Source organism: Parabacteroides sp. AF27-14 (assembly GCF_003635425.1).
In the GTDB taxonomy this organism is placed as follows: Bacteria; Bacteroidota; Bacteroidia; order Bacteroidales; family Tannerellaceae; genus Parabacteroides; species Parabacteroides distasonis.
In genome coordinates this window covers 76,280-97,629 of sequence record NZ_QTLZ01000015.1, presented here as the reverse complement: position 1 = coordinate 97,629, position 21,350 = coordinate 76,280, and the positions used below count along the sequence as shown (strand labels likewise).

The 21,350-nt window shown below is 44.7% G+C and carries 24 protein-coding genes; 8 read left to right on the top strand and 16 right to left on the bottom strand.

The features are described from left to right. Position 1 precedes the first annotated feature (1 nt). The 4 genes from DWY79_RS15165 to DWY79_RS15150 are packed head-to-tail and all read left to right on the top strand — an operon-like array spanning position 2 to position 2,506. The gene (locus DWY79_RS15165) at positions 2–577 is read left to right on the top strand and encodes a conjugal transfer protein TraO (protein WP_117681730.1); all 576 of its coding nucleotides are present in this window, start codon (positions 2–4) and stop codon (positions 575–577) included. 7 nt (positions 578–584) lie between these two features. Then, positions 585–1,457: a toprim domain-containing protein gene (locus DWY79_RS15160; protein ID WP_008645933.1), complete on the top strand. Its 873-nt coding sequence runs from the start codon at positions 585–587 to the stop codon at positions 1,455–1,457. An 18-nt stretch (positions 1,458–1,475) separates the two neighbouring features. Beyond that, on the top strand, positions 1,476–1,982 hold the full coding sequence (locus DWY79_RS15155) for a DUF3872 domain-containing protein (RefSeq protein WP_008645930.1): 507 nt from the start codon (positions 1,476–1,478) through the stop codon (positions 1,980–1,982). Beyond that, positions 1,979–2,506 (top strand): glycoside hydrolase family protein, encoded by a 528-nt coding sequence (locus tag DWY79_RS15150; RefSeq protein ID WP_008645928.1) that lies wholly within the window; start codon positions 1,979–1,981, stop codon positions 2,504–2,506. Before DWY79_RS15155 ends, DWY79_RS15150 begins: the two co-directional genes overlap by 4 nt. 72 nt (positions 2,507–2,578) lie before the next feature. Here the strand turns inward: DWY79_RS15150 and DWY79_RS15145 are convergent, their stop codons facing one another. The 14 genes from DWY79_RS15145 to DWY79_RS15080 form a co-directional block, all read right to left on the bottom strand. After that, positions 2,579–3,214, bottom strand: coding sequence for a hypothetical protein (locus DWY79_RS15145; protein WP_117678617.1), 636 nt, complete (start codon positions 3,212–3,214; stop codon positions 2,579–2,581). A gap of 164 nt (positions 3,215–3,378) precedes the next feature. Next, positions 3,379–3,687, bottom strand: a complete 309-nt coding sequence (locus DWY79_RS15140; protein ID WP_008645916.1) for a hypothetical protein — start codon at positions 3,685–3,687, stop codon at positions 3,379–3,381. 53 nt (positions 3,688–3,740) lie between these two features. Then, complete coding sequence (locus DWY79_RS15135; RefSeq protein WP_032567514.1) at positions 3,741–4,046, bottom strand: hypothetical protein; 306 nt, start codon at positions 4,044–4,046, stop codon at positions 3,741–3,743. Next, on the bottom strand, positions 3,986–4,216 hold the full coding sequence (locus tag DWY79_RS15130; RefSeq protein ID WP_008645914.1) for a DUF3873 domain-containing protein: 231 nt from the start codon (positions 4,214–4,216) through the stop codon (positions 3,986–3,988). Before DWY79_RS15130 ends, DWY79_RS15135 begins: the two co-directional genes overlap by 61 nt. Before the next feature lie 19 nt (positions 4,217–4,235). Next, positions 4,236–4,493 (bottom strand): hypothetical protein, encoded by a 258-nt coding sequence (locus DWY79_RS15125; RefSeq protein ID WP_008645913.1) that lies wholly within the window; start codon positions 4,491–4,493, stop codon positions 4,236–4,238. A gap of 24 nt (positions 4,494–4,517) precedes the next feature. Beyond that, positions 4,518–5,783, bottom strand: a complete 1,266-nt coding sequence (locus DWY79_RS15120; RefSeq protein ID WP_008645912.1) for a PcfJ domain-containing protein — start codon at positions 5,781–5,783, stop codon at positions 4,518–4,520. Then, the gene (locus DWY79_RS15115; protein WP_004310304.1) at positions 5,780–6,199 is read right to left on the bottom strand and encodes a PcfK-like family protein; all 420 of its coding nucleotides are present in this window, start codon (positions 6,197–6,199) and stop codon (positions 5,780–5,782) included. Before DWY79_RS15115 ends, DWY79_RS15120 begins: the two co-directional genes overlap by 4 nt. Before the next feature lie 23 nt (positions 6,200–6,222). Further along, positions 6,223–6,444 (bottom strand): hypothetical protein, encoded by a 222-nt coding sequence (locus tag DWY79_RS15110; RefSeq protein ID WP_008019901.1) that lies wholly within the window; start codon positions 6,442–6,444, stop codon positions 6,223–6,225. An 11-nt stretch (positions 6,445–6,455) separates the two neighbouring features. Then, positions 6,456–6,671, bottom strand: a complete 216-nt coding sequence (locus DWY79_RS15105) for a hypothetical protein (RefSeq protein WP_005643957.1) — start codon at positions 6,669–6,671, stop codon at positions 6,456–6,458. Between the two features lie 7 nt (positions 6,672–6,678). After that, positions 6,679–7,014: a hypothetical protein gene (locus DWY79_RS15100; RefSeq protein WP_004310306.1), complete on the bottom strand. Its 336-nt coding sequence runs from the start codon at positions 7,012–7,014 to the stop codon at positions 6,679–6,681. Between the two features lie 62 nt (positions 7,015–7,076). After that, the gene (locus tag DWY79_RS22790) at positions 7,077–7,487 is read right to left on the bottom strand and encodes a hypothetical protein (protein WP_032588465.1); all 411 of its coding nucleotides are present in this window, start codon (positions 7,485–7,487) and stop codon (positions 7,077–7,079) included. A gap of 680 nt (positions 7,488–8,167) precedes the next feature. Further along, a complete protein-coding gene (locus tag DWY79_RS15090) occupies positions 8,168–8,764 on the bottom strand; it encodes a hypothetical protein (RefSeq protein ID WP_005864140.1) in 597 nt (198 codons plus the stop codon). 75 nt (positions 8,765–8,839) lie between these two features. Then, positions 8,840–9,190 carry a DUF3244 domain-containing protein gene (locus tag DWY79_RS15085; RefSeq protein ID WP_005864139.1) on the bottom strand — a complete coding sequence of 117 codons (351 nt, stop codon included), beginning with the start codon at positions 9,188–9,190 and terminating at the stop codon, positions 8,840–8,842. Positions 9,191–9,291: 101 nt separating this feature from the next. Continuing rightward, positions 9,292–11,031: a tetratricopeptide repeat protein gene (locus DWY79_RS15080; protein WP_122369626.1), complete on the bottom strand. Its 1,740-nt coding sequence runs from the start codon at positions 11,029–11,031 to the stop codon at positions 9,292–9,294. A 211-nt stretch (positions 11,032–11,242) separates the two neighbouring features. On the opposite strand from DWY79_RS15080, the gene DWY79_RS22785 reads away from it, so the two are divergent. Next, entirely contained in the window at positions 11,243–11,401 is a 159-nt protein-coding gene (locus DWY79_RS22785; RefSeq protein ID WP_008778786.1) for a hypothetical protein, read from the top strand. A 90-nt stretch (positions 11,402–11,491) separates the two neighbouring features. Here the strand turns inward: DWY79_RS22785 and DWY79_RS15070 are convergent, their stop codons facing one another. Continuing rightward, on the bottom strand, positions 11,492–13,120 hold the full coding sequence (locus DWY79_RS15070) for a fumarate hydratase (RefSeq protein ID WP_005860810.1): 1,629 nt from the start codon (positions 13,118–13,120) through the stop codon (positions 11,492–11,494). A gap of 125 nt (positions 13,121–13,245) precedes the next feature. Between DWY79_RS15070 and DWY79_RS15065 the strand changes: the two genes are divergently transcribed. From DWY79_RS15065 to DWY79_RS15055, 3 genes are all read left to right on the top strand, one after another. Beyond that, on the top strand, positions 13,246–15,495 hold the full coding sequence (locus tag DWY79_RS15065; protein WP_034528008.1) for a trypsin-like peptidase domain-containing protein: 2,250 nt from the start codon (positions 13,246–13,248) through the stop codon (positions 15,493–15,495). A gap of 265 nt (positions 15,496–15,760) precedes the next feature. After that, positions 15,761–17,452, top strand: a complete 1,692-nt coding sequence (locus DWY79_RS15060; RefSeq protein ID WP_005864135.1) for a hypothetical protein — start codon at positions 15,761–15,763, stop codon at positions 17,450–17,452. 209 nt (positions 17,453–17,661) lie between these two features. Further along, on the top strand, positions 17,662–19,410 hold the full coding sequence (locus DWY79_RS15055; RefSeq protein WP_122369624.1) for an LruC domain-containing protein: 1,749 nt from the start codon (positions 17,662–17,664) through the stop codon (positions 19,408–19,410). Between the two features lie 102 nt (positions 19,411–19,512). On the opposite strand, the gene typA is transcribed toward DWY79_RS15055, so the two are convergent. Beyond that, on the bottom strand, positions 19,513–21,309 hold the full coding sequence (gene typA / locus DWY79_RS15050) for a translational GTPase TypA (protein ID WP_122369621.1): 1,797 nt from the start codon (positions 21,307–21,309) through the stop codon (positions 19,513–19,515). Between the last annotated feature and the right edge of the window lie 41 nt (positions 21,310–21,350).

The window sequence follows — 21,350 nt, the reverse complement described above, 5'->3', positions numbered from 1 at the left end:
CATGAGAAAGTACATCGCAATAATCATCGCGTCGCTTGCCCTGGTTACGGGGCAGGCGCACGCCCAGCGATGCCTGCCGAAGATGCAGGGCATCGAGGTCAGGGCGAACATGGCGGACCGCTTCAATCCCGGCGGCAACGACGGCGGGTACAGTTTCGGGGCGGCTCTCTCCACCTACACGAAAAAGGGGAACAAATGGGTGTTCGGCGGCGAATATCTGTTGAAGAACAACCCTTACAAGGACGGAAAGATACCCGTGGCGCAGTTCACGGTGGAGGGCGGATACGACTTCAAGATACTTTCCGATGCCCGTAAAATCGTGTTCGTCTATGCAGGTGCTTCGGCTCTTGCCGGATATGAATCGGTGAACTGGGGCGAAAAGGTACTGCATGACGGCTCCACGCTCCATGACCGGGACGCCTTCATCTACGGCGGTGCGCTGACGCTCGATGTGGAGTTTTACGTGGCAGACCGTATCGCCCTGCTCGCCAACCTCCGGGAGCGTTGCCTGTGGGGTGGCGACACGAGGAAGTTTCATACGCAGTTCGGGGTCGGAATCAAGTTCATCATCAACTGACACGGACATGGAACGGACGGAAATAGACATCATCAGACAAATGCCCATTGCGGTTTTTCTCGCACGGCTGGGGCATGAGCCTGTCAGAAGGAGCGGTAACGAGCTGTGGTATATCGCCCCGTATAGGGGCGAGCGCACGCCCTCTTTCCGTGTGAACGTGGCGAAACAGCTCTGGTACGACTTCGGTCTGGGCAAAGGTGGTGACATCTTCACGCTTGCCGGGGAGTTTATCGGAAGTGGCGACTTCATGGAACAAGTGAAGTTTATAGCGGGAACCTCTAATATGCAGATTGCAGAGTTTGACAAACCGACCTACATTCCGAAGCAGACAGAACCTGCCTTTGAGGGAGTGGAAGCCGTCCCTCTGCTTCGTTCTCCACTGACAGACTATCTGGCGGAACGGAGCATTCCTTACGTTGTCGCATCACGCTACTGCTGCCGACTGAATTACTGTGTGCGTGGCAAACGATATTTTGCCGTCGGTTTCCCGAACGTGGCGGGTGGATATGAGATCCGCAGCCGCTTCTTCAAAGGATGCGTGCCTCCGAAAGATGTGTCGCTGGTCAAGGCGGAAGGCTCTCCGGCTGACGTGTGCAGCGTTTTTGAAGGCTTCATGGACTTTCTTTCTGCTGCCACGTTCGGATTGGAAAAGGGTGAGTGCCTCGTATTGAACTCTGTTGCCAACGTGGAAAAGGCAATGAGGTATCTGGACGGCTGCGGGTGCATAGACTGTTATCTCGACCATGACGCAGCCGGACGGCGCACGTTGAAAACGCTGAAAGGACATTATGGAGAACGTGTCTATGACCGTTCCGCTCTCTATGACGGTTGCAAGGACTTGAACGAGTATCTGCAACTGACAACCAAAAAAGAACAATAACTTAAAAATCAAATGACAATGAACATACTGAACAACAAAAACAAGAGAATATCAATCTTCAAGACGTTGGCACTCTGCCTGTTCGCTGCCGTGTCGCTCACGCTCGTATCGTGTGACGACGACATGGACATACAGCAATCCTATCCCTTCACGGTGGAAACCATGCCCGTGCCGAACAAGGTGACGAAGGGGCAGACGGTTGAAATCCGCTGTGAGCTGAAAAAGACGGGCGACTTCGCCAACACCCTCTACACCATCCGGTATTTCCAGTTCGAGGGGGAAGGCACGCTGAAAATGGACAACGGAATCACGTTCCTGCCCAATGACCGCTACCTGCTTGAAAACGAGAAGTTCCGGCTGTACTACACGGCGGCGGGTGAGGAAGCGCACAACTTCATCGTGGTAGTGGAGGACAATTTCAGCAACTCCTACGAGTTGGAATTTGACTTCAACAACCGAAACGTGAAGGATGACGGGGTTATCACTGTTGTCCCCATCGGGAACTTCAAGCCCCTTACACGATGATGCGTGTATTCATGGCTATCCTCTGTTCGCTTCTGGCGGTCTGTTCCGTGTCCGCACGGAACAGACGCCATGAGGGAACGGACGGGCAGGCGGCTATCTACCGGCTGCCGCTTTTCGAGAGGGCGGTGCGATGCACGAAGTATTTTGAGGGCTGGCATTCGGAAAAACATCACCCGTATGTAGGATATGGACATCGGTTGCAGCCGGGGGAAAGGTATTCGGCACGCACCATGACGAAGCGGCAGGCGGACGCGCTTCTGCGAAAAGACCTGCGGAAGTTCTGCGCGATGTTCCAGCAGTTCGGGAAGGATTCGCTTCTGCTTGCCACGCTCGCCTACAATGTCGGTCCATATCGACTTTTGGGTAGCGGAAAGATTCCCAAAAGCACGCTGATCCGAAAGTTGGAGGCGGGCGACAGGAACATCTATCGGGAGTATATCGCTTTCTGCAACTACAAGGGGAAACGGCACGCCATGCTGCTCAAACGGAGAAAGGCGGAGTTTGCACTGTTGTATGTACCATAAATAATAAGTACCTGACAAAAGAAAATCCGATGAAGCCGCAACTTCATCGGATTTTCTAATATATTGCTGCTATCAGATAGTTTGAGATGGCAGTTCTTTTATATGAACTACATTATATTCTTTGCCTTTCTTTATGTCAGTTATCTCAAATTTTGTTCCTCTTTCAAATTCCACTTGATATTCAGGATACGGACAATCCTCTCCATGATTATATATTTTATATATTTCATAAGCTTTTGTTTGACCTTCCGGTAAAGGCTCAATTATCCATTTTATAGAATGAGCATTATCAAAATCATCTATTGATGTCGTAAAAAAGCCATTTACGGTAAAAATATCTCCAATCCTATTATTACCACGCATAAAACCATCATTGGCATATAACACAGGGTGAGTATTTTTAGGAGCTTTTCTTAATGCACTATCTAAGTTTTGGATTAAAACTTCTGTTAAGGCATTCAATTTACGCCTATTATACAGAGGTTCTTGTATGAACCGAGAACTACCAAAGCCTTCAAGGATGACGATACTTAATGCTTCTAAATCAGTCAAATTATATTCTTTATAATGTATTTTATTGACCTCTTTCAGATGTTGTATCGCTTTTATATGAGAATTCAACAACTCAACATCTCCTCCTCGTTTATATGCAGATGGATTGTGCTGATATATTGTTTCTACAATTAGTTGTAAATCTTCTATATTCATATTAATATACAAAAAAATAACAATGCAAAATTAGCCTTTTATGGCTAATTTTACATATTCAAATAAGAATTTTATCGAAGATTGGAACAAAGGTTTCTTTGCTACTTTCTTTGTCCGCCATCATGCTCACTGAAAGAAAGTAGGCGGCTTTCGCCGCCCATCGTTCAAAAACGGGTGTAAAGCCCCGTCACCATCGTGAACATTTCCTCCAGCATATCGCAATATATCCCCTCGTGCGTTTCTATGTCTTTCGTCTTGCACTCGAATGTCTTTTTGCTGAACGTCCTGCGGTAGAAGCGCATATTGTAGAGGTCTGCCCCTGCATCATAGATGATGTCAAGGCGGTTGGCACTCGTCTTGTTCCTCGCAAGGCTCATGCGTAAGCCGTTGCCCATGTCTATGAAGTCTTTGCTTCCCGTCATGGTGGCAAAGCGTCTGCCACCTATCTGCTCCAAAATTGTCTTCGCTATCATATTCGTTGTATTTTAGGCGTTATGTTGTGGCGGTGCGGACACCGCCACAACGTTCAAAATTCAGTTTTCTCGGCTATGGGTGTGCATCTTTCCAGCCACTCTTTCAGCCACTCCATGTTATACTCGCTCGTTATGACTGCCGTATGGCTGTCAATGGCAGTAAACCTGCTACTTTCATAGTTGTCTATCCACCCCTTCAGGGTATCAACTCCCCATGCTTCGGCATCATCAAACATTCCGTCCAATGCCTTGATTGGCTCGCTGAACTTGACTATCAGCGTTTGGTAGGCAACTTCGTTCATCGCTTGTCCTCCTTTCTTTCCTTTGCCGTCAGCCACTTGTCCCGTGCGGCTCGGCACTCGTCTAACGTGGGTTTCACACAAGAGAACAATTCCCCGTCCGTGTGGCGGTAGTCGTATTGCATAAGTGTCCGCTTACGTCTGCCGATACCCGTTTGGGACTTCTCGTATTTCTCTGTCCCTGCTTGCGTGCAGGTGCTTACTCCGTTGATGGTCATCCGTGTACTCATAATCGTTATTTTTAGATGGTTAGAAATGTACTGACAACACTCTGTTCTGCATCACTATTTCGGGGTTACTCGTATAGCGTTGGTGCAGGTAGAAATGATGTGAGCCGAAGCCGTAATAAAAGAACTTGTCAAGTTCGTGTTTCTCGGCAAAGTCCTTGACGCTCGCCCTTAATTGCTCCTCACTCTGACAAAGAGTGAGGAGGTTCATAAATTCAAGGAACATCGTGGGGATTTTATCATCCCATAGGAAAACCATGCTTTCAAATCTTACTTCCATAATGTTAGTTGTTAGATGTCGATATTATGCCGCTTTCATCCGCTGGCGGATAAGGTTGGCGTTCTTGTTCACAAGGGCGATGATGCGGTCGTGGTATTCGGAGTTCTCGTTGCATACGCCACGACACTGCACCACCTCAAAAGTTTTTAGTGACACCTCTATCGTTTCAATTCGTTTTCCGTCAATGGTGGCGGATAGGATAAGGGAGTCTTTTCGTTTGTGGTAACCGCCCACACAATGGTGCATCGTCCTTCCTTCCTCTGCCATTTCTTCCACGCTCTCTATGACTTTGACGCAAATAAGGCTGTCGGTAAAGGCAAGTCCGAAGAATATGCCCTTAGCTTTCAGATATTGTTTCTCGTCCTCAATCGCTTTCCTGCGTTGCTGTTCAGTCCACTCATGTTTCCTTTGCAGGTTGCGCTTTGCCACCAACTTGTCGTGTTCAACTTTGAGGTCGGCAGGGCAAACGTATTTCGGGCTGTTTGTGTCCTTGCCGAAATGACGCAGGAGGTCTATGGTGTCACGCCACATTGAGCCGTCCTCAATGGTATAGCCGTTGCGGATACATATCTTGATTGAAGCCCAATACTCTCCAATATTGAAAGAGTGGTACAGATAGTAGCGCAACATGGGATATTGCCCTGCCTTCAACAGCGTTTCCGCACGGCTGTCCGACAATAATGCCGGTATTAGTTTGGTGGGTACAATGTCGTGGAAATTGCCGTTAAAGCCGTTTCTGCGGAGCGTCGGCAACACCTTATATCTTGGATATATCGGGGAATATGAGATATGGCGGTACGCTTCATTGTCATTGCGGATAGCAAAAGGAGAAGCGAATGAGAACGTGTCGATGTAGCATCCCAATGTGCGTGGAATGGCAACAACAGCCTTACGCCCTTGTTCATTCCACCAATACTGCCCGATTTCAAGGGCATAGGACTTGGCATTAACCCCTTTCTCCATACCCACGACAAGCAAGAACATTCGTAGCACTTGGTATTCTCCGCTTGTGGTAAGGGTTGTGAAATACTGCTTTTGTCTTACCTTGCGCTGATAGGTGAGGCAGACTTTCAAACTTGCTCCACATTCGGGACACGTACAATGCTCGGTCTGCTCCGTCATTACCCAACTATGACCGCAATCCATACAAGTGGTACGACCTTTCGGCAAGCGGTGTGCATAATGCTCCACGCAATTACGGAATGCCCAATTTATCTGTATCGGGGTTATCGGGCGTAGTTTCTTGCTTTGGGCAAGAACTGCTTTTTCAAATTTGTTTCTCGGTTTCATAAGCCAAAATCAAATAATGAGGGTTGAACTTGGGTTTCTGTTTTCGCCTTTGTCGGCTTGGTGCGGTTCTGCAACTTGCGGAGTTCCTCGTCTTGGTATCTGCGGACTGCCTGCTGACGTGCTTCTGCTTTTTCCTCTGCCGTGAGTTCCACAATGTGGTTCACCGCCACTTGGCATTGGATAGGCTTGCCCACCTCAATCTCGTTCTCGTCATAGTAGTGTACTGCTTGTCCGTATATCTCTCCGTCCGTGAAGCCGTTACAACCGCTTTTCTGCACATAGTTCAGAATGTAGGTAACGCAATCGTCAATGTTCTTGGCTGGATTGCGGTAGTTCTTCGCAAAGAGCGTGTCTTCCTCCGCACGTTGTTCCAAATACATCTGTATCGTTCTCTTGAAATGGTCTGTTCCTTTCATATCGCTGTCGTTTTTATGAGTTGTCAAATAGTATGTTTCAAAATCTCCCTCCAATAAATCGGCTCAACCTCGCTCAATAGGAAGTCTATAAAGTCCTTCCGTGCGTCCTTGTTCAGTTCGTGGTAGAGTCCACGGAACACGGACATATTGCCGTTGAGGTATGTTTCCACCATGTACTCGAAGATGTTGCCCACCTCGTAGTATCTGCATTGTTGCTCCACTGTCTTGCTTCTTCTCTTTGCCATGTCGGTAGGGATTAAAGGGTGAATAACCAAAGAATGAAGCCGAAGAACAGGATAACGGAAAGAATAGCCACGATTACCCCTATTGCCACTCGGAACACTCCGTTTATTATCTCTCTGACGATGTACCAAAGGATGCCGGACACCCAAAAGGCGGTGCGCATGATTAGGGTGCATATCGCAAGCCCTATGTATTGCGCCATTTGTCTGAAATTTACCGTTGCTGTCATAGCCGTATCATTTGTTAAGTTCCACGATGCTGTCTATCCTGCCGTATAGGAAACTGCGGAGTGCGGTCTTGTCGGTAGCCTTGTATTCCGCCCAATGTCCATACTGCTTTACAATGTAGGTTCGGAGAATGTCGGAAAAGTCAAACATCCAACCTTGCAAGGGTACTGCGCTCTTGAAATAGGTGTTGCTGTTCACGTTGCGTGTAAGCCAATCCTTTTCCTCTCGGCTCAATTTCTCACCATTGTTCAGTTTGGTGCGAAGTCCGTACACCTTGCTGCCTTGCAGGTTCTCCAAACTTGGTACTTCCCATGCCACGAATTTTGTTGCTATTGCCGTTCTCATATCCGTTTTGTTTTTGATTTTTTGTTTTTTAATGCGGATTCAAGAGCTGAGGGAGTTGAGTTTCAAACTATCTTATCTGCTTCTCGTTTATCCGACATTTTTTTTAATGCGTCTTTCTGTCGCATCGGTCGTTTTCGTTTCGGGTGCTTAAAAAGGTAGGGATTAGGGAATGCAAGGTTTTTCGGAAAAATACTACCCGAAAGGCTGGAGATTTTTCCAGAAAACAGGAGGCTTGACCTTGCTTTCCCGTACAATCCCGGAGTTACCTTTGCACCCAGCACGAAAATGACTGCCTGATGCGGCTCACTGAAAGGCGCGAAAATGGAGGTAAACGGAAGTGGAGGCAGATTAGACAGGAAAACTTCAAAAGAGAAATCCGTGAAAAAGACATCCCCAACAGAAAAGAACATAGCCGGTAGCGTGAAACCGAGCAAACCATCGGCAAGGAAGTATGTTTTTATCTGTTTGGCCAAACGTGTTTGGTCGGATGGATAAAATCATTCTTCCCGGTTTGTCTGCCGTGAGTGACGGCTTGTTCCATTTATGGAATGTGCGGTCATACACGGCTTTCCGCTTCCGGCTCAAAAGGACAACGAAAAAAGAAAAATCGTCAAAACCCCGTAAAAGCACCTCTTTGGCATAAGCACAAAAGAAAGGGGCCTTGTCTCATCAGTCTAAACTATTGTTTAGGCATGAGGCAAAGCCCTTTTCTCCGCTTATGCGGCAGTCGGCACACGTTCGTTCAAAATCTTTTTGGGCGATGGTGTGCTGACGGATAAAATCGCTTTTACGGAAAAACTTGTGTGAGAAGAAAAATCAGGAGATTCATTTCTAAATCTCCCGTTTTATTGTTACTTTTGCATACGAAGAGTTCTTTGAAGGTTACGCAACGCACAGAAGAATAATGCAGTAGATAACTAACTAATTCGTAACCTATTACTATTATGAGCGATTACCCAATGCTCATTTCCAATAAATTACACTCTTTTCGTAACTTCACAATACAAAACAAAGAAATTCTCAACATCCTCATCACTAATTTTTATGTTATTACTAAAATTACCGGATAGCAAACCTAGTACAGACTAAACAAACGACCATAAACCTTATATCCAGGCCATGATCATCGTTTAGCCTGCACAAACAGTAACGTTTAATAAATATAAGCGTAATTCCAAACCAAAGCATTCAAACTGGGATCCCATCGATTCCACTGACGCCCCAGCATATCATATTTAACTTGATATGCAGCCGTTTTCATATAGAATCTATTACCTGTTTGACCATCTACCGCACAACCTCGCAGTCCCCCACCAATTGAGTTCGGATCAAATCCACATTTTGGAGACTCTTTAGTTACTCCCAGGGTTCCGTCCGGAAGGGTCACCATTTTTCTAACAATATAGATATCACAAAAGTAATAACCAGTAGGAATATTTGTAGGTGATTTGTTGATAAGAACTTTTTTATTTTCTTCCACTAAGAATGTGTTATCATATCCTGTCACACTAAAAGTCTCACTCGTAGCCTTAGTCTCAATTAATGGGGATTGTTCTGATTCCATAAATTCACCCATAAGTTCAATAAACTGATTCCACGTAATTGCACCATTAGCTTCCGCACATTTCCTCAAATCTTCTTCACTCATGTTATCATAGTCAAGACCATCTCCTACGATAACCTCTTCTTGGTTAGAACAAGAAGACACAAAAAACAAAAACAAACATGATAAAATTAGAATCTTTTTCATACAAAAAACTATTTATAAATTAAACATTGAATAATCAAAGAAATTAAATATTACAAATCATCCTCACATTCAATTTTAGAAAAGAATAAAAAACTCTTCATAGATGTTGTCTCCTTCTACTCTTATTAAATAAGGTTTAAATAAAAGACCTTGCATGGAAATACAATAGCTCTGAGAAGTAGAAAGAGGTACAGACTCTTCATATACGAGCATCCCACTATCATCAACAATTTGTATAAACACATTGTCTAATGGCTTCATAAAATAGAACATGATTCCATCATTTACAATCTTCACTTCTACCGGATTAGGAGAAATAGAGCGCTCCTCTTCCTCATCACGCTCATTCTTATGCTCTCTTCCAGCCACCGTATGTGTCCATAAGCATACACAACTCAATAAAGTCAAAAATAAAAATCTTTTCATCCCATTCATTTTTTGACTGCAAAAGTATCCGATAAGGTTGGATTCGGGGCTAAAACACTGTTCGCTTTTTGTTCGCTTTTTGTTCGCAGAGTTGTATAAGGCTAAAGACCAGCGATTAATTCATCCAGTTCATTCGGGGTTCCATCCTCTCCCTTTATTTTTTTATAAAGCCGTTTACGGGATGAGGATACGGAGGGTTTGGAGCGACCCAAGATTTTTGCCATATCAGTTACCTTGACTGATATCTTTATCAAGTAACAAATCCGGAGTTCTATCAATGACATTCCCGAATATAACTGATATAGACGATTCGTAAAATTATTGTATGTCTTATCTAACTCCTTCCGTAAAGCATTCCAATCTTCTTCCCTGATTATCTGATCTGCCTCATTCGTGGAATGGAATTTCATATAGATATCCGAATGCCTTAAATCCGACTCTAACAAATCACGCTCGGTACGCCGCAACTGTATTTGTTCATTGGTCACTTGCAAAAGTTCTTTTCGCACATGAAGCAATGAATTTGTATCTTCATGGTCTTTAGATAGTAAGGTTCCCAATTCATTCAATTTCACGTTATTCGCTTCTACATATTGAAAACTTCTCTCATATTGTTCTTGCTTTTCCCGCTGAAGCGCCTCAAACTGCCTAGCCAACCGCTCTTTCTGCCGTTTCAGTCTATATATAAACAATAAGGTTATCGAAAGCCCCAATCCGAACAAGGATAATATCCGGTAAATACGAATCTGCATCCGGTCATTCTCGCCCTTTAGCCGTAAATTCTCAGTTTCCCGCTTTTGATAATTATATAAAGAGGTCATTTTACGGATTTCCTCCGAATCGGTTATCTTGCGGATGGAATCTTGCACTTGCTGGCCAAGACGGACATAGCGAATAGCCTCCCGATAATTCAACCGACGCTCATACAAAAACGACAAGTACTCATAAATAGCGTCTCTAACATATAAATCAGGACTATCCAAGCATCTCCTTAAATAGTAGTCGGCAGAGTCCAATCTTCCCACCTCTAAATAAATATGTCCCAATGTAGAATAAGTGGGGTACATATTCCGGCCTACGGAATCTTTTAATGATTCAAACAAACATTCCAATGCCTTATCATACATTCCCAATTCCCGGTAAAGATCACCCTGCTCAGTCAATATACCGGAATATCGATGTCTATTTCCTGTTTCATTCGCTATAATTGCCGCTTTTTGAAAATAGAGAAGCGCACTGTCATTCTTATCGACCATATCATATACCCGGGCAATATCTCTCAGCACAAGAGACAAACTAGTACTATCTCCTTTCAGTAATTTATACTCAGCCGCTTTCTCATACATACGGATCGCCTCTTCATATACATTCTGATAATCATAAAGCATCCCCATCTGCGAATAGACATTGGACAATAATCGGTACTTTCTCGTATCTCCCGCCACATCCAATGCCTTTTGGAAATACTTCAACGCTTCCGGAGCATCGTTCAGATCCCGGTAGACACGTCCCATATAGTAATAAGACTCCAGTAATTTATCCCGATCGCCATATACCTCATAAAAAGCGGTGATTCGCTTGATCAGGGAATCGGAAGTATGCCGGACATACATCTTATCATTGACCTTCAAGTCGAGCAAGTCATAATACATACGCTGTTCCTCATCAAAGGACGAAAGGCTATCCCGCAATCGATCCAACAAAGGGGGGGCTTCCTCCGGATTTGTATCCGCAAGGGATTCGATCTGCGACAGGGTAGCGGGATAAGGCTTCCCCCGATGATCGCAAGCATAAAAAGCCGAGATCAAGACCGACATCAAGAGGATGTATATACGAGGCATTGGAAATCTGTTTTATCACTTAAACGCAACAAAGGTAAAAAATTAAAGTGTAATAGTTTCATTGATATTTATACAAACTTTTGAAAACCAATACGCAAAGTACGCTACGACCGGATACTTACAGGTTTTGCTTTCTACTCTTAACAGATCTGGGTACTTTTTGCTATCTATCTTAAACAAATCGTATATTTCTCATTCAATCAATCAGCGTATGGATAGCCTATTTATTAAACAAGAACGATTACTGGCACAAACGAGCACCCGTATCATAAGAATAGCGGATCTCCCCGATTCCTTCATCTTGGCTGACAATATGGAGTTCGCCTCTGGCAAGAAACTACCGTTGTGGATCGTGGGATTAACCTATTAAAAAAACACGTACGACTTTTTTTTTAAAAAAAAAGCGGTATCCAGCTTGCCGCCGGATACCGCTTTTCATTTATCTTTACCGATCAAAGAATCAGCAACGAGGCTTGATCTGCTTGAAGAAGTCATTACCCTTGTTATCTACCAAGATAAACGCGGGGAAGTTCTCTACCTCGATCTTCCAGATCGCTTCCATACCCAATTCCGGATATTCCACGCACTCGATGCTCTTGATATTGTTCTGAGCCAAGATAGCCGCAGGGCCACCGATAGATCCTAGGTAGAAACCACCGTGGTTCTTACAAGCGTCCGTAACTTGCTGGCTACGGTTACCCTTCGCCAACATGATCATGCTACCGCCATGGCTCTGGAACAAGTCAACGTATGAGTCCATACGACCCGCCGTCGTCGGGCCCATCGAGCCACAAGCCATACCTGCCGGAGTCTTAGCCGGGCCCGCGTAATAAATAGGATGATCCTTGATATATTGGGGGAGATCCTCGCCACGATCCAGACGCTCCTTCAACTTAGCGTGAGCGATATCACGGCCCACGATGATCGTTCCGTTCAATGACAAACGAGTAGATACCGGATATTTATCCAATTCCTTCAAGATATCCGCCATCGGTTGGTTCAAGTTGATCTTGACAGCGTCGCCCTCACCCGCTTGACGAAGTTCCTCCGGAATCAATTCGCCGGGATGGCTATCCAACTTCTCGATCCAGATACCTTCCTTATTGATCTTACATTTAATATTACGGTCCGCGGAGCAGCTTACACCCAAACCTACCGGGCAAGAAGCGCCGTGGCGAGGCAAACGGATGATACGGACATCGTGAGCCAAATATTTACCGCCGAATTGAGCGCCCAAGCCAATATTCTGAGCGGCGGCCAATACCTCTTTCTCCAACTCCACGTCGCGGAAAGCACGGCCACCCTCGCTACCGGTCGTAGGCAAGCTATCGTAGAAACGAGTAGAAGCCAACTTCACCGTCAATAAATTCTTCTCAGCGGAAGTACCGCCAATCACGATCGCGATATGATACGGAGGACAAGCGGCCGTACCCAACGTCTTGATCTTCTCTACGAGGAAGGGAACCAATGTACCCGGATTCAAGATCGCTTTTGTCTCTTGGTATAAATAAGTCTTATTGGCGGAACCACCTCCCTTTGTCACGCAAAGGAACTCATACTCCATGCCTTCCGTAGCCTCGATATCGATCTGGGCCGGCAAGTTACATTTCGTATTTACCTCATCGTACATATTCAGCGGAGCGTTCTGGGAGTAACGAAGGTTCTCTTCCGTATAGGTCTTGTAAACACCTAAGGAAAGCGCTTCCTCATCGCAGTAACCGGTCCAGACCTGCTGGCCCTTCTCGCCGTGGATAATAGCCGTACCGGTATCTTGGCAGAAAGGAAGTACGCCTTTAGCCGCTACCTCGGCGTTGCGAAGGAATGTCAAGGCCACGTACTTATCGTTGTCCGTAGCTTCCGGATCGCTTAGGATCTTAGCGACCTGCTCGTTGTGAGAACGGCGAAGCATGAATGATACGTCGCGGAAAGCGGCGTTAGCCATAGCGGTCAAACCTTCTTTAGCGACTTTCAAGATCGGTTTTCCTTCAAACTCAGAAACGGAAACATAATCTTTTGTAAGCAAATAATACTCTGTTGTGTCCGGTCCCTTTTGGAACATCGGCTCGTAGTGAAACGGAGGTGTTGCCATATCTTTAGAATTTAATTATATATTGGTTTTATTTAAGTTTGTCCGTACTTTTCGATTGGCAAACTTAGCGAAAAAACTTGATATATAGATCATGGGGTAAAGAAATATAGCTATATTTGCCCGATATGAAAAAGTTGACCTCTTTATACATTGTATTCCTGCTAACGATGCTAGGTTTTCAAGGAAATCTGAAAGCGCAGGTTAGCCACGGAGGCCGCCCGCTTCCGCTATCGCTCATGCGAAGTACAAACGGACAGATGTTTAAAGAAATGCCTCCGTTCGACGTCCAAGAGGAATTGCGTATCGACTCGCTGAATGAGAGCGACCTAAGAAGCGGTTTCCGTTTTGCCTATAAATTCATAACGGATTACAATCGGTACAACTCGGGCGTAACTTTCACCGGGCCGGATGGGACACGTGTATGGAGACTCGGGATCTACTCGCCCGGGGCCCTTTCCATCAACGTGCTCTTCACGGAATATGAACTGCCCGAAGGCGCCCAGCTCTTCCTATATAATGAGGACCAGACACAGATATTAGGCTCGTTCAATCACCTAAACAACTCGGAGTTAAACCTATTGCCGGTCTCTCCTATCCAAGGGGATCGCCTGATCATAGAATATCAAGAACCGGCCAACGCCTCTTTTCAAGGAAGACTGACCGTCGGGGAAGTCAACCATGGCTACCGGAGCTTGCGGGGGTTAGAACCGGGAGACAACACCTCACTGATCGGTAAAATTCCACCGTTAGCTTGCTATCAAGATGGGACAAACGATTACGCCCAATGGGGGCAAAGCGTCGTTCTCCTGATCATAGACGGAAGTGTAGGGTGCACGGGCACACTGATAAATAATACGGACAATGACGGAAAGCCTTATCTACTCACCGCCTCCCATTGCCTAAACAAGCAATTCACGATGAAAAACCCCGATTATGAGAAAATAGCCGGAAGTATCGTCTGCTTTTTCAACTTCAACAGCCCTTTCTGCGACCCGATCCTAAGGGGAACGGAAGAGATGTCTACCGCATCCACTTACTTCAAGGCGGTTAATGAAATGGCAGACATGGCCTTGTTGGAACTTACCGCCACACCTCCGGTTTATTACAGGCCTTATTACGCGGGCTGGAACGCACAAGAGGTAGGACCTGCCCCCTATACGTGCATCCAACATCCCCAATACTCGGTAAAGCGAATCAGTATATCCGATGAGGATCTGGCTCCCTTTACCTTGACAGATCCAAACATGATTTTTTACGAGAACGCTCATTTACATGTCAAGACTTGGGAAGTAGGTTATACGGCCAGCGGTTCCTCCGGATCTCCTTTATTCAATGCCGACGGAGAGATTATCGGAGCGTTATCCGGCGGGCAGTCCAGTGAGAATAGCCCGAAGAATGATTACTTCTTCTCTTTGAAGAAACCCTGGGACGCGATCGATACCCCCGAGAGACAGCTCAAATATTGGCTAAACCCGTCCGATGACGAGACCAAGGTTTGCGAGGGACTTGATCCGTATAAATCAACCCCTTGTTTCCGGTTGAGCAACATCTATGACTCCGGTAATCAAGAAAACGCCGAATGTACGCTCTATCCCGGGTCTGAAAAAGCGTATTTGTTCGGGAACAACCCCGCCAATATCACTGAATACGCGGAAGCTTACCAAGTAGCCAAAGCGGGTACCTTATACGGAGCTTATTTCGTAACACCGCCTGCCGGAGCGAATTACAAACAAATGGAAGTGGAAGTTACCGTTTACAGCGGTGACTCTAAGCCCTCTACATTATTATATACGGAAACATTCCAACCCACCTACAGCAATAAATCGATATTGGACGATACGTTTATTGAGACCGCTAAATCCCTAAATCGGTCACAGGAAAGTTATATCCATTTCTCCAAGCCCGTAAACGTTAGCGGAAAGTTCTACATCGGCTATAAGCTCAAGAGCGTCCCGGAGAACACGTATTTCTCCGCTTACAATTTGCCCAAAGGCAAAACGACCCGGAATACGGCTTGGGTTCATGATAAAAACGGCTGGAGACAAGCTACCGAATATACGCAAGCAGGTTTTAGCACCTCCTTGTTTATCGATCCCGTCATTCAATACGGTAACCCCGTCAGCAACGAAAAGCTCGAGGCGAACGAGCAGGTACTCATTCATCTCGGTCCGGAGAAAGGCATGGTACACCTTGTTTTGCCGGATGGAATAGAGAAAGCGACTTATACATTGCACTCGGCACAAGGAAAAGTGTCGGAAAACGGAGAGATCACGGACAGGCAAGCTACACTCCATTTCCTAAAATTAACATCTGGAGTCTACTTTCTAACCGTGCACTATGGCGAGGAGCATTATACACAAAAGATTATATTTTAATCAAAAAATATACAATAAGACTTCTGGGAAACCATCCATTGAAAAGAATGGCAAGAGGTACACAGCCATATTTTTTCAATAATTCTACCCATATTTTATGTATAAAACAAGCCTAGGATTCATTAATAAGTATTAATTAAAAAGATTTTATCGCTTCTTTGCTATCCATAACAAAAAAATACTTTAGTTTTGCACGATAATGGCTAAGGGATAATTTGGAAGTGAATATATTAACATAGTAACATTTTAAACTTACATCAAGATTATGAACAAAAAGTTTTTATTGCCATTCTTCGTATTGGCAGCCATTTTAACTCTTTCTTCTTGTTCAAACAAGTTGAAACCGTTGGCAGAACAGTACATTAAAGCAGAGCCGCAGCCGCTAGAGGCTATCGGAGGCAAAGTTCCTGTAACGATCAACGCGACTTTCCCCGCTAAATGGTTCAACAAGAAAGCTGTTGTAACTGTAACTCCGGTATTGCGTTACCAGGGTGGCGAAGCTTGGGGCACTTCTTACACTTACCAAGGTGAGAAAGTAAAAGGTAACAACCAAGTAATCCCTCAAAAAGAAGGCGCTAACGTAACTATGAAGTCTTCTTTCACTTACAAACCCGAGATGAAAAAATCAGAATTGTATTTGACTTTCGACGCGAAGATCAAAAACAAGACTGTTAAATTGCCGGACGTAAAGATCGGTGAAGGCGTTATCGCTACTTCCGAATTGGCAGACGCAGCTACCGCTACAGCAGCTATCGCAGCTGATAAATTCCAACGTATTATCAAAGAGGCTCATGACGCTAACATCATGTTCTTGATCCAACAAGCTAACCTTCGCGCTAAAGAATTGAATTCTGACGCTATCAAAGAATGGAAAGATCTTGTTAAGAACGCTGACGAGGCTCCGAACCAGAATGTAGCTATCGAGATCAGCGCTTACGCTTCTCCTGATGGTGGTTTCAAATTGAACAACACGTTGGCTGAGAATCGTGAAGGAAACACTACGAAATATTTGAACAAGGAATTGAAGAAGATGAAGGTTGACGCTCCGGTTGACGCTCGTTACACAGCTCAAGACTGGGAAGGTTTCAAGGAATTAGTTTCTGCTTCTAACTTGCAAGATAAAGACTTAGTATTGCGTGTGATCTCTATGTACCAAGATCCTGAGACAAGAGAGAAAGAAATCAAGAATATCTCCGCTGTTTACTCTGACTTGGCTGAGACTATCCTTCCGCAATTACGTCGTTCTCGTTTGACTGCTAACATCGAGATCATCGGTAAGTCTGACGACGAGATCAGCGCTTTGGCTAAGAGCAATCCTTCTGAGTTGAATATCGAGGAAATCCTTTACGCCGCTACATTGACTAACAACGACGGTGAGAAGATGGCTATCTATACAAAAGCTTCTGAATTGTATCCTAACTGCTACCGTACTTGGAACAACATCGGTATGATGGCATTCAAGGCTGGTGATTTGGCTAAGGCTGAGCAAATGTTCAACAAGTCTAACTCTATTAAGAATAACGCTTCCGCTAACATGAACTTAGGTTTGATCGCGTTAACTAAGGGTGACCAAGCTAAGGCTCAACAATTGTTCGGTAACGCTGCCGGCGTAAACGAATTGAGCGAGGCTCTTGGCGTTCTTTACTTAGAGCAAGGCGAATATGCTAAGGCTGTTAACTCTTTCGGTTCTGTTAAGACTAACAACGCTGCTTTGGCTCAGATCTTGGTTAAGGATTACAGCAAGGCTTCTCAGACTTTGAACGGTGTCGCTAATCCTGACGCTGTAACTTCTTATTTGAAGGCTGTTGTTGCCGCTCGTACGAACGACGCTAACGGTGTTATCAACAACTTGAAGGCTGCTATCGCCGCTGATAAGAACATGGCTAAGGAAGCTGCTATCGACTTAGAGTTCGCTAAATACGCGACTAACTCTGACTTCGCAGCTTTAGTAAAATAATTAGAAAATATTCTTTCTAAATAAGAAAAAGACCTCATCCTTTTGGATGGGGTCTTTTTTTATATCCCACCATCCAATCCTACATTTGATAAAAACGTAACAGGTTGAAATAAATACTGATTATCAATGATTTTTCATGAAATAAATTCGTAGATTTGCAAAATCTAACAAAGTTGTTGTAAATATTAATCAAATAGGGTAAAGAAATTATGAGATCACAAATCAGGAAACAAATGGTGTGGGTATTTTGTCTGCTCTTTCTAATGGGGTCATGCGTTAAACATGACATTTTTCAAGGAGAAGACCCCACGGTAGATCCGAAAGAACCTACCAAAGAAGAAGAAGATTACATAGCCCAGTTCGAGAATTTCGAGAACATACAGGTTAACATATCTTCTCAGCATGAAGGGACCCTATATTCTATTTATTATGAATATCCTTATGAGGAAGGCTCTTTAGTCAAAGATCCTTATTTAATTGGTAAAACTCCGATCCATATGGCTCTGGAAGTACCTACACACGTAAAGAAACTCTATATCCTAAGAGGGGATGGGGAACTTATCGAGAGTGATGTAAAGGACATCACGATCGGCAGCGATACCAAAAGTAGTTTACGGGCTACAAGTGCGATCAGTGATGAAGTCCTTCATTTGATCAATAACAAATACTTTCCAGAAAAAGCATACAATGTAAAAAGCGAGGATTTATATAGATGCTCTGATCTAAAAATCACGGAAACCGTTTTTACCAGTAGCTTTGAGAAAGCGGATATTTGGCTGACCTATATAAGCGATGGAGGAATGTCCAAAGACAATATGTATGGTAAAATTTGGTTCTATACATATCCCTTCGAGAAGATGGAGAATCTCACTTTAGACGACTGCACCTTCTATGGAAAGACTAATGGCACCATCCAAGTCATTGACTTCAATATGATCAACCAAGGCGAGAATTATATCTTTTACTCCAAAGAGGAACAGCCAAAGGCTAAGACAGAAGAATATACCCGAATCCCCCTAGGAAGATTCGACAAGGGGCTTAACGTCGGTTTCGTATATCGAGGCACAGACCGTCCACAATTCTCCACCCCGGCATTAAATGGGCCGGATAACAATAAAGTGCCAGACAATGGGGCATTCTCCCATAATTATATAGGCCATACCTTAAAATACGGCAATTCTTCTTTCAAAATAGAGAAAAACGTAGCAAACGGATTCATCCACCACATTCAAGAAGGTGATTTTGAAGGAAATATATTGGGAATGGAAAATCGCTGCCCAAACTATAGGGCCTACGACGGAGACTACAACGATATGCTTTGTCTAATCGAAAGTAATCCCGTTGCCATCGAGCCGGCAGAGCCGGTAACCCCTCCCGTCATAGAATCGCAAACGAACAAGAAAGGATTCCTCTTGTTCGAAGATAATTATCCAAACCAAGGCGATTTCGATTTCAATGACGCTGTCATATATTATAGCATCACAGCATATACCGATAAGAGTACCGCAGATGTTTATGCCCAGTTACTGGCTAAAGGCTGTACATTCCACAACCAATTTGGATTTAAGGACGCCAATGGACTAACTCCCTTTTTCTCCGATGTCAATGGATATGTCAATGTGAGAAAATTCGACAAGGAACCGGAAAGTGGGATTACAAAGACATTAACATATAGCTCAACTCAACTGATCATGCCTTACATTGATAACGGGAAGGGACCGGTAAGTAAAAACGTAAAGAATACGGATCTATACCCATATGTGTTGGATATCCCTTATTCGGAAAATAAACCTTTCCATTGGTGTATAGAGAATAAGAGTATTGACGATGCCTATAATTTTGATCAGGATTACCGCAAAGCGCACGGAGATTGGTATGAGACTCCTAAAGATGAATCGCTTGTAATAAAATTCACGACTTCGGATGAAGAGAAGAAAGATCCGGAAAATAAAGAATGAAGTTACGCGAACCCATTGAAGGATCTCTAAAATCCTATAACACATAAAAACGGCGGCCTTTTTAAAAGGTCGCCGTTTTTTATATTTATTCAATAGAAGAATTTATCTACCTTGGCGCTTACGCTCTGTCTCATCCAAAATGATCTTACGCATACGCATATTATTCGGGGTGATCTCTACGTACTCATCGCCCTTGATGTACTCAAGCGCATCCTCTAGGCTGAATACGACAGGAGGAGCCAAGGAAACCTTGTCGTCCGAACCAGAGGCACGCATATTCGTCAACTTCTTGGATTTGGTGACATTTACCACCAAGTCATTGTCTTTGGTATGCTCTCCGACCACCTGTCCAGCGTAAACCTCCTCGCCCGGGGCGATGAAGAAACGCCCGCGGGATTGCAAGTTATTCAGGGCATAAGCGAAAGCCTGACCTGTCTCCATAGCGATAATCGAACCATTCATACGTCGTTCAATATCACCCTTCCACGGTTGATATTCCAAGAAACGGTGTGCCATGATAGCCTCACCGGCAGAGGCGGTCAATACGGCGTTGTTCAAACCGATAATACCACGGGAAGGAATCGTGAACTCCAAGTGCATACGACCATTCTTGCTTTCCATCATGGTCATCTCGCCCTTACGCTTCGTTACCATATCGATAATACGGCTAGAGCATTCCTCCGGAAGATTCACCGTCAATTGCTCTACCGGCTCACATTTCTCACCATCGATCTCCTTGATGATAACTTGAGGCTGACCTACCTGCAACTCGTATCCCTCACGACGCATCGTCTCGATCAATACAGACAAGTGAAGCACACCACGACCATATACCAACCAAGAATCAGCGGAATCAGTAGGAACTACGCGTAAAGCCAAGTTCTTATCCAATTCTTTCTGCAAACGGTCAAAAATATGACGGGAAGTAACAAACTTACCATCCTTACCAAAGAACGGAGAATTGTTGATCGTGAAAAGCATAGACATCGTAGGCTCGTCGATAGCGATCGTTGGCAATGGCTCCGGCTCGTTCACGTCGGCGATTGTCTCACCGATCTCGAAACCATCGATACCGATAATAGCGCAAATATCCCCGGACTGCACGGAATCAACTTTCGTACGTCCCAAGCCCTCAAATACATCCACTTCCTTGATCCTCGATTTCACCATACTACCATCACGCTTACAAAGCATGACATCTTGGCCCTCTTTCAACTCGCCACGGTGTACACGTCCTACGGCGATACGACCTACATACTTAGAATAATCCAAAGAAGTAATCAACATCTGCGGAGTACCCTCCAACATCTTTGGTTCGGGGATATACTTGATGATCGCATCAAGCACAGCCGTGATATCCTCTTTCGGCTCCTTCCAATCCTCGGACATCCAGCCCTGCTTGGCGGAACCATAAATAGTAGGGAAGTCAAGCTGCTCCTCGGTAGCATCCAGACTAAACATCAAGTCGAATACCATTTCCTGCACTTCCGACGGGCGGCAATTCGGCTTATCCACCTTATTAATTACCACGATCGGCTTCAAACCCAATTGAATCGCTTTTTGCAAAACAAAACGAGTCTGCGGCATAGGCCCCTCAAAGGCGTCTACCAATAGCAAACAACCATCCGCCATATTCAAGACACGCTCCACCTCGCCACCAAAGTCGGCGTGGCCCGGAGTGTCAATAATATTGATCTTATATCCCTTATAATTGATAGACACGTTCTTGGCAAGAATCGTGATACCTCGTTCCCGTTCCAGATCATTGTTATCCATGAACTGATCCGGTTCTGCCTGTCCTTCACGGAAAAGCTTACCGGCTAATAACATCTTATCCACGAGCGTCGTTTTGCCGTGGTCTACGTGCGCGATAATCGCAATGTTTCTGATCTTTTGCATTGAAGACTAATTTATTGGCTGCAAAAATACGATATTTTTAC

What these genes read in the sequence shown, in the direction of transcription:
- DWY79_RS15150 (WP_008645928.1), top strand. Translation starts at nt 1,979, where the DNA reads ATGATGCGTGTATTCATGGCTATCCTCTGTTCGCTTCTGGCGGTCTGT.
- DWY79_RS15080 (WP_122369626.1), bottom strand. Translation starts at nt 11,031, where the DNA reads ATGCCTCGTATATACATCCTCTTGATGTCGGTCTTGATCTCGGCTTTT.
- DWY79_RS15125 (WP_008645913.1), bottom strand. Translation starts at nt 4,493, where the DNA reads ATGGAAGTAAGATTTGAAAGCATGGTTTTCCTATGGGATGATAAAATC.
- DWY79_RS15105 (WP_005643957.1), bottom strand. Translation starts at nt 6,671, where the DNA reads ATGACAGCAACGGTAAATTTCAGACAAATGGCGCAATACATAGGGCTT.
- DWY79_RS15090 (WP_005864140.1), bottom strand. Translation starts at nt 8,764, where the DNA reads ATGAAAAAGATTCTAATTTTATCATGTTTGTTTTTGTTTTTTGTGTCT.
- DWY79_RS15085 (WP_005864139.1), bottom strand. Translation starts at nt 9,190, where the DNA reads ATGAAAAGATTTTTATTTTTGACTTTATTGAGTTGTGTATGCTTATGG.
- DWY79_RS15115 (WP_004310304.1), bottom strand. Translation starts at nt 6,199, where the DNA reads ATGAAAGGAACAGACCATTTCAAGAGAACGATACAGATGTATTTGGAA.
- DWY79_RS15155 (WP_008645930.1), top strand. Translation starts at nt 1,476, where the DNA reads ATGAACATACTGAACAACAAAAACAAGAGAATATCAATCTTCAAGACG.
- DWY79_RS15100 (WP_004310306.1), bottom strand. Translation starts at nt 7,014, where the DNA reads ATGAGAACGGCAATAGCAACAAAATTCGTGGCATGGGAAGTACCAAGT.
- DWY79_RS15140 (WP_008645916.1), bottom strand. Translation starts at nt 3,687, where the DNA reads ATGATAGCGAAGACAATTTTGGAGCAGATAGGTGGCAGACGCTTTGCC.
- DWY79_RS15120 (WP_008645912.1), bottom strand. Translation starts at nt 5,783, where the DNA reads ATGAAACCGAGAAACAAATTTGAAAAAGCAGTTCTTGCCCAAAGCAAG.
- DWY79_RS22785 (WP_008778786.1), top strand. Translation starts at nt 11,243, where the DNA reads ATGGATAGCCTATTTATTAAACAAGAACGATTACTGGCACAAACGAGC.
- DWY79_RS15110 (WP_008019901.1), bottom strand. Translation starts at nt 6,444, where the DNA reads ATGGCAAAGAGAAGAAGCAAGACAGTGGAGCAACAATGCAGATACTAC.
- DWY79_RS15070 (WP_005860810.1), bottom strand. Translation starts at nt 13,120, where the DNA reads ATGGCAACACCTCCGTTTCACTACGAGCCGATGTTCCAAAAGGGACCG.
- DWY79_RS15060 (WP_005864135.1), top strand. Translation starts at nt 15,761, where the DNA reads ATGAACAAAAAGTTTTTATTGCCATTCTTCGTATTGGCAGCCATTTTA.
- DWY79_RS15160 (WP_008645933.1), top strand. Translation starts at nt 585, where the DNA reads ATGGAACGGACGGAAATAGACATCATCAGACAAATGCCCATTGCGGTT.
- DWY79_RS15055 (WP_122369624.1), top strand. Translation starts at nt 17,662, where the DNA reads ATGAGATCACAAATCAGGAAACAAATGGTGTGGGTATTTTGTCTGCTC.
- typA (WP_122369621.1), bottom strand. Translation starts at nt 21,309, where the DNA reads ATGCAAAAGATCAGAAACATTGCGATTATCGCGCACGTAGACCACGGC.
- DWY79_RS15130 (WP_008645914.1), bottom strand. Translation starts at nt 4,216, where the DNA reads ATGAGTACACGGATGACCATCAACGGAGTAAGCACCTGCACGCAAGCA.
- DWY79_RS15145 (WP_117678617.1), bottom strand. Translation starts at nt 3,214, where the DNA reads ATGAATATAGAAGATTTACAACTAATTGTAGAAACAATATATCAGCAC.
- DWY79_RS15065 (WP_034528008.1), top strand. Translation starts at nt 13,246, where the DNA reads ATGAAAAAGTTGACCTCTTTATACATTGTATTCCTGCTAACGATGCTA.
- DWY79_RS15165 (WP_117681730.1), top strand. Translation starts at nt 2, where the DNA reads ATGAGAAAGTACATCGCAATAATCATCGCGTCGCTTGCCCTGGTTACG.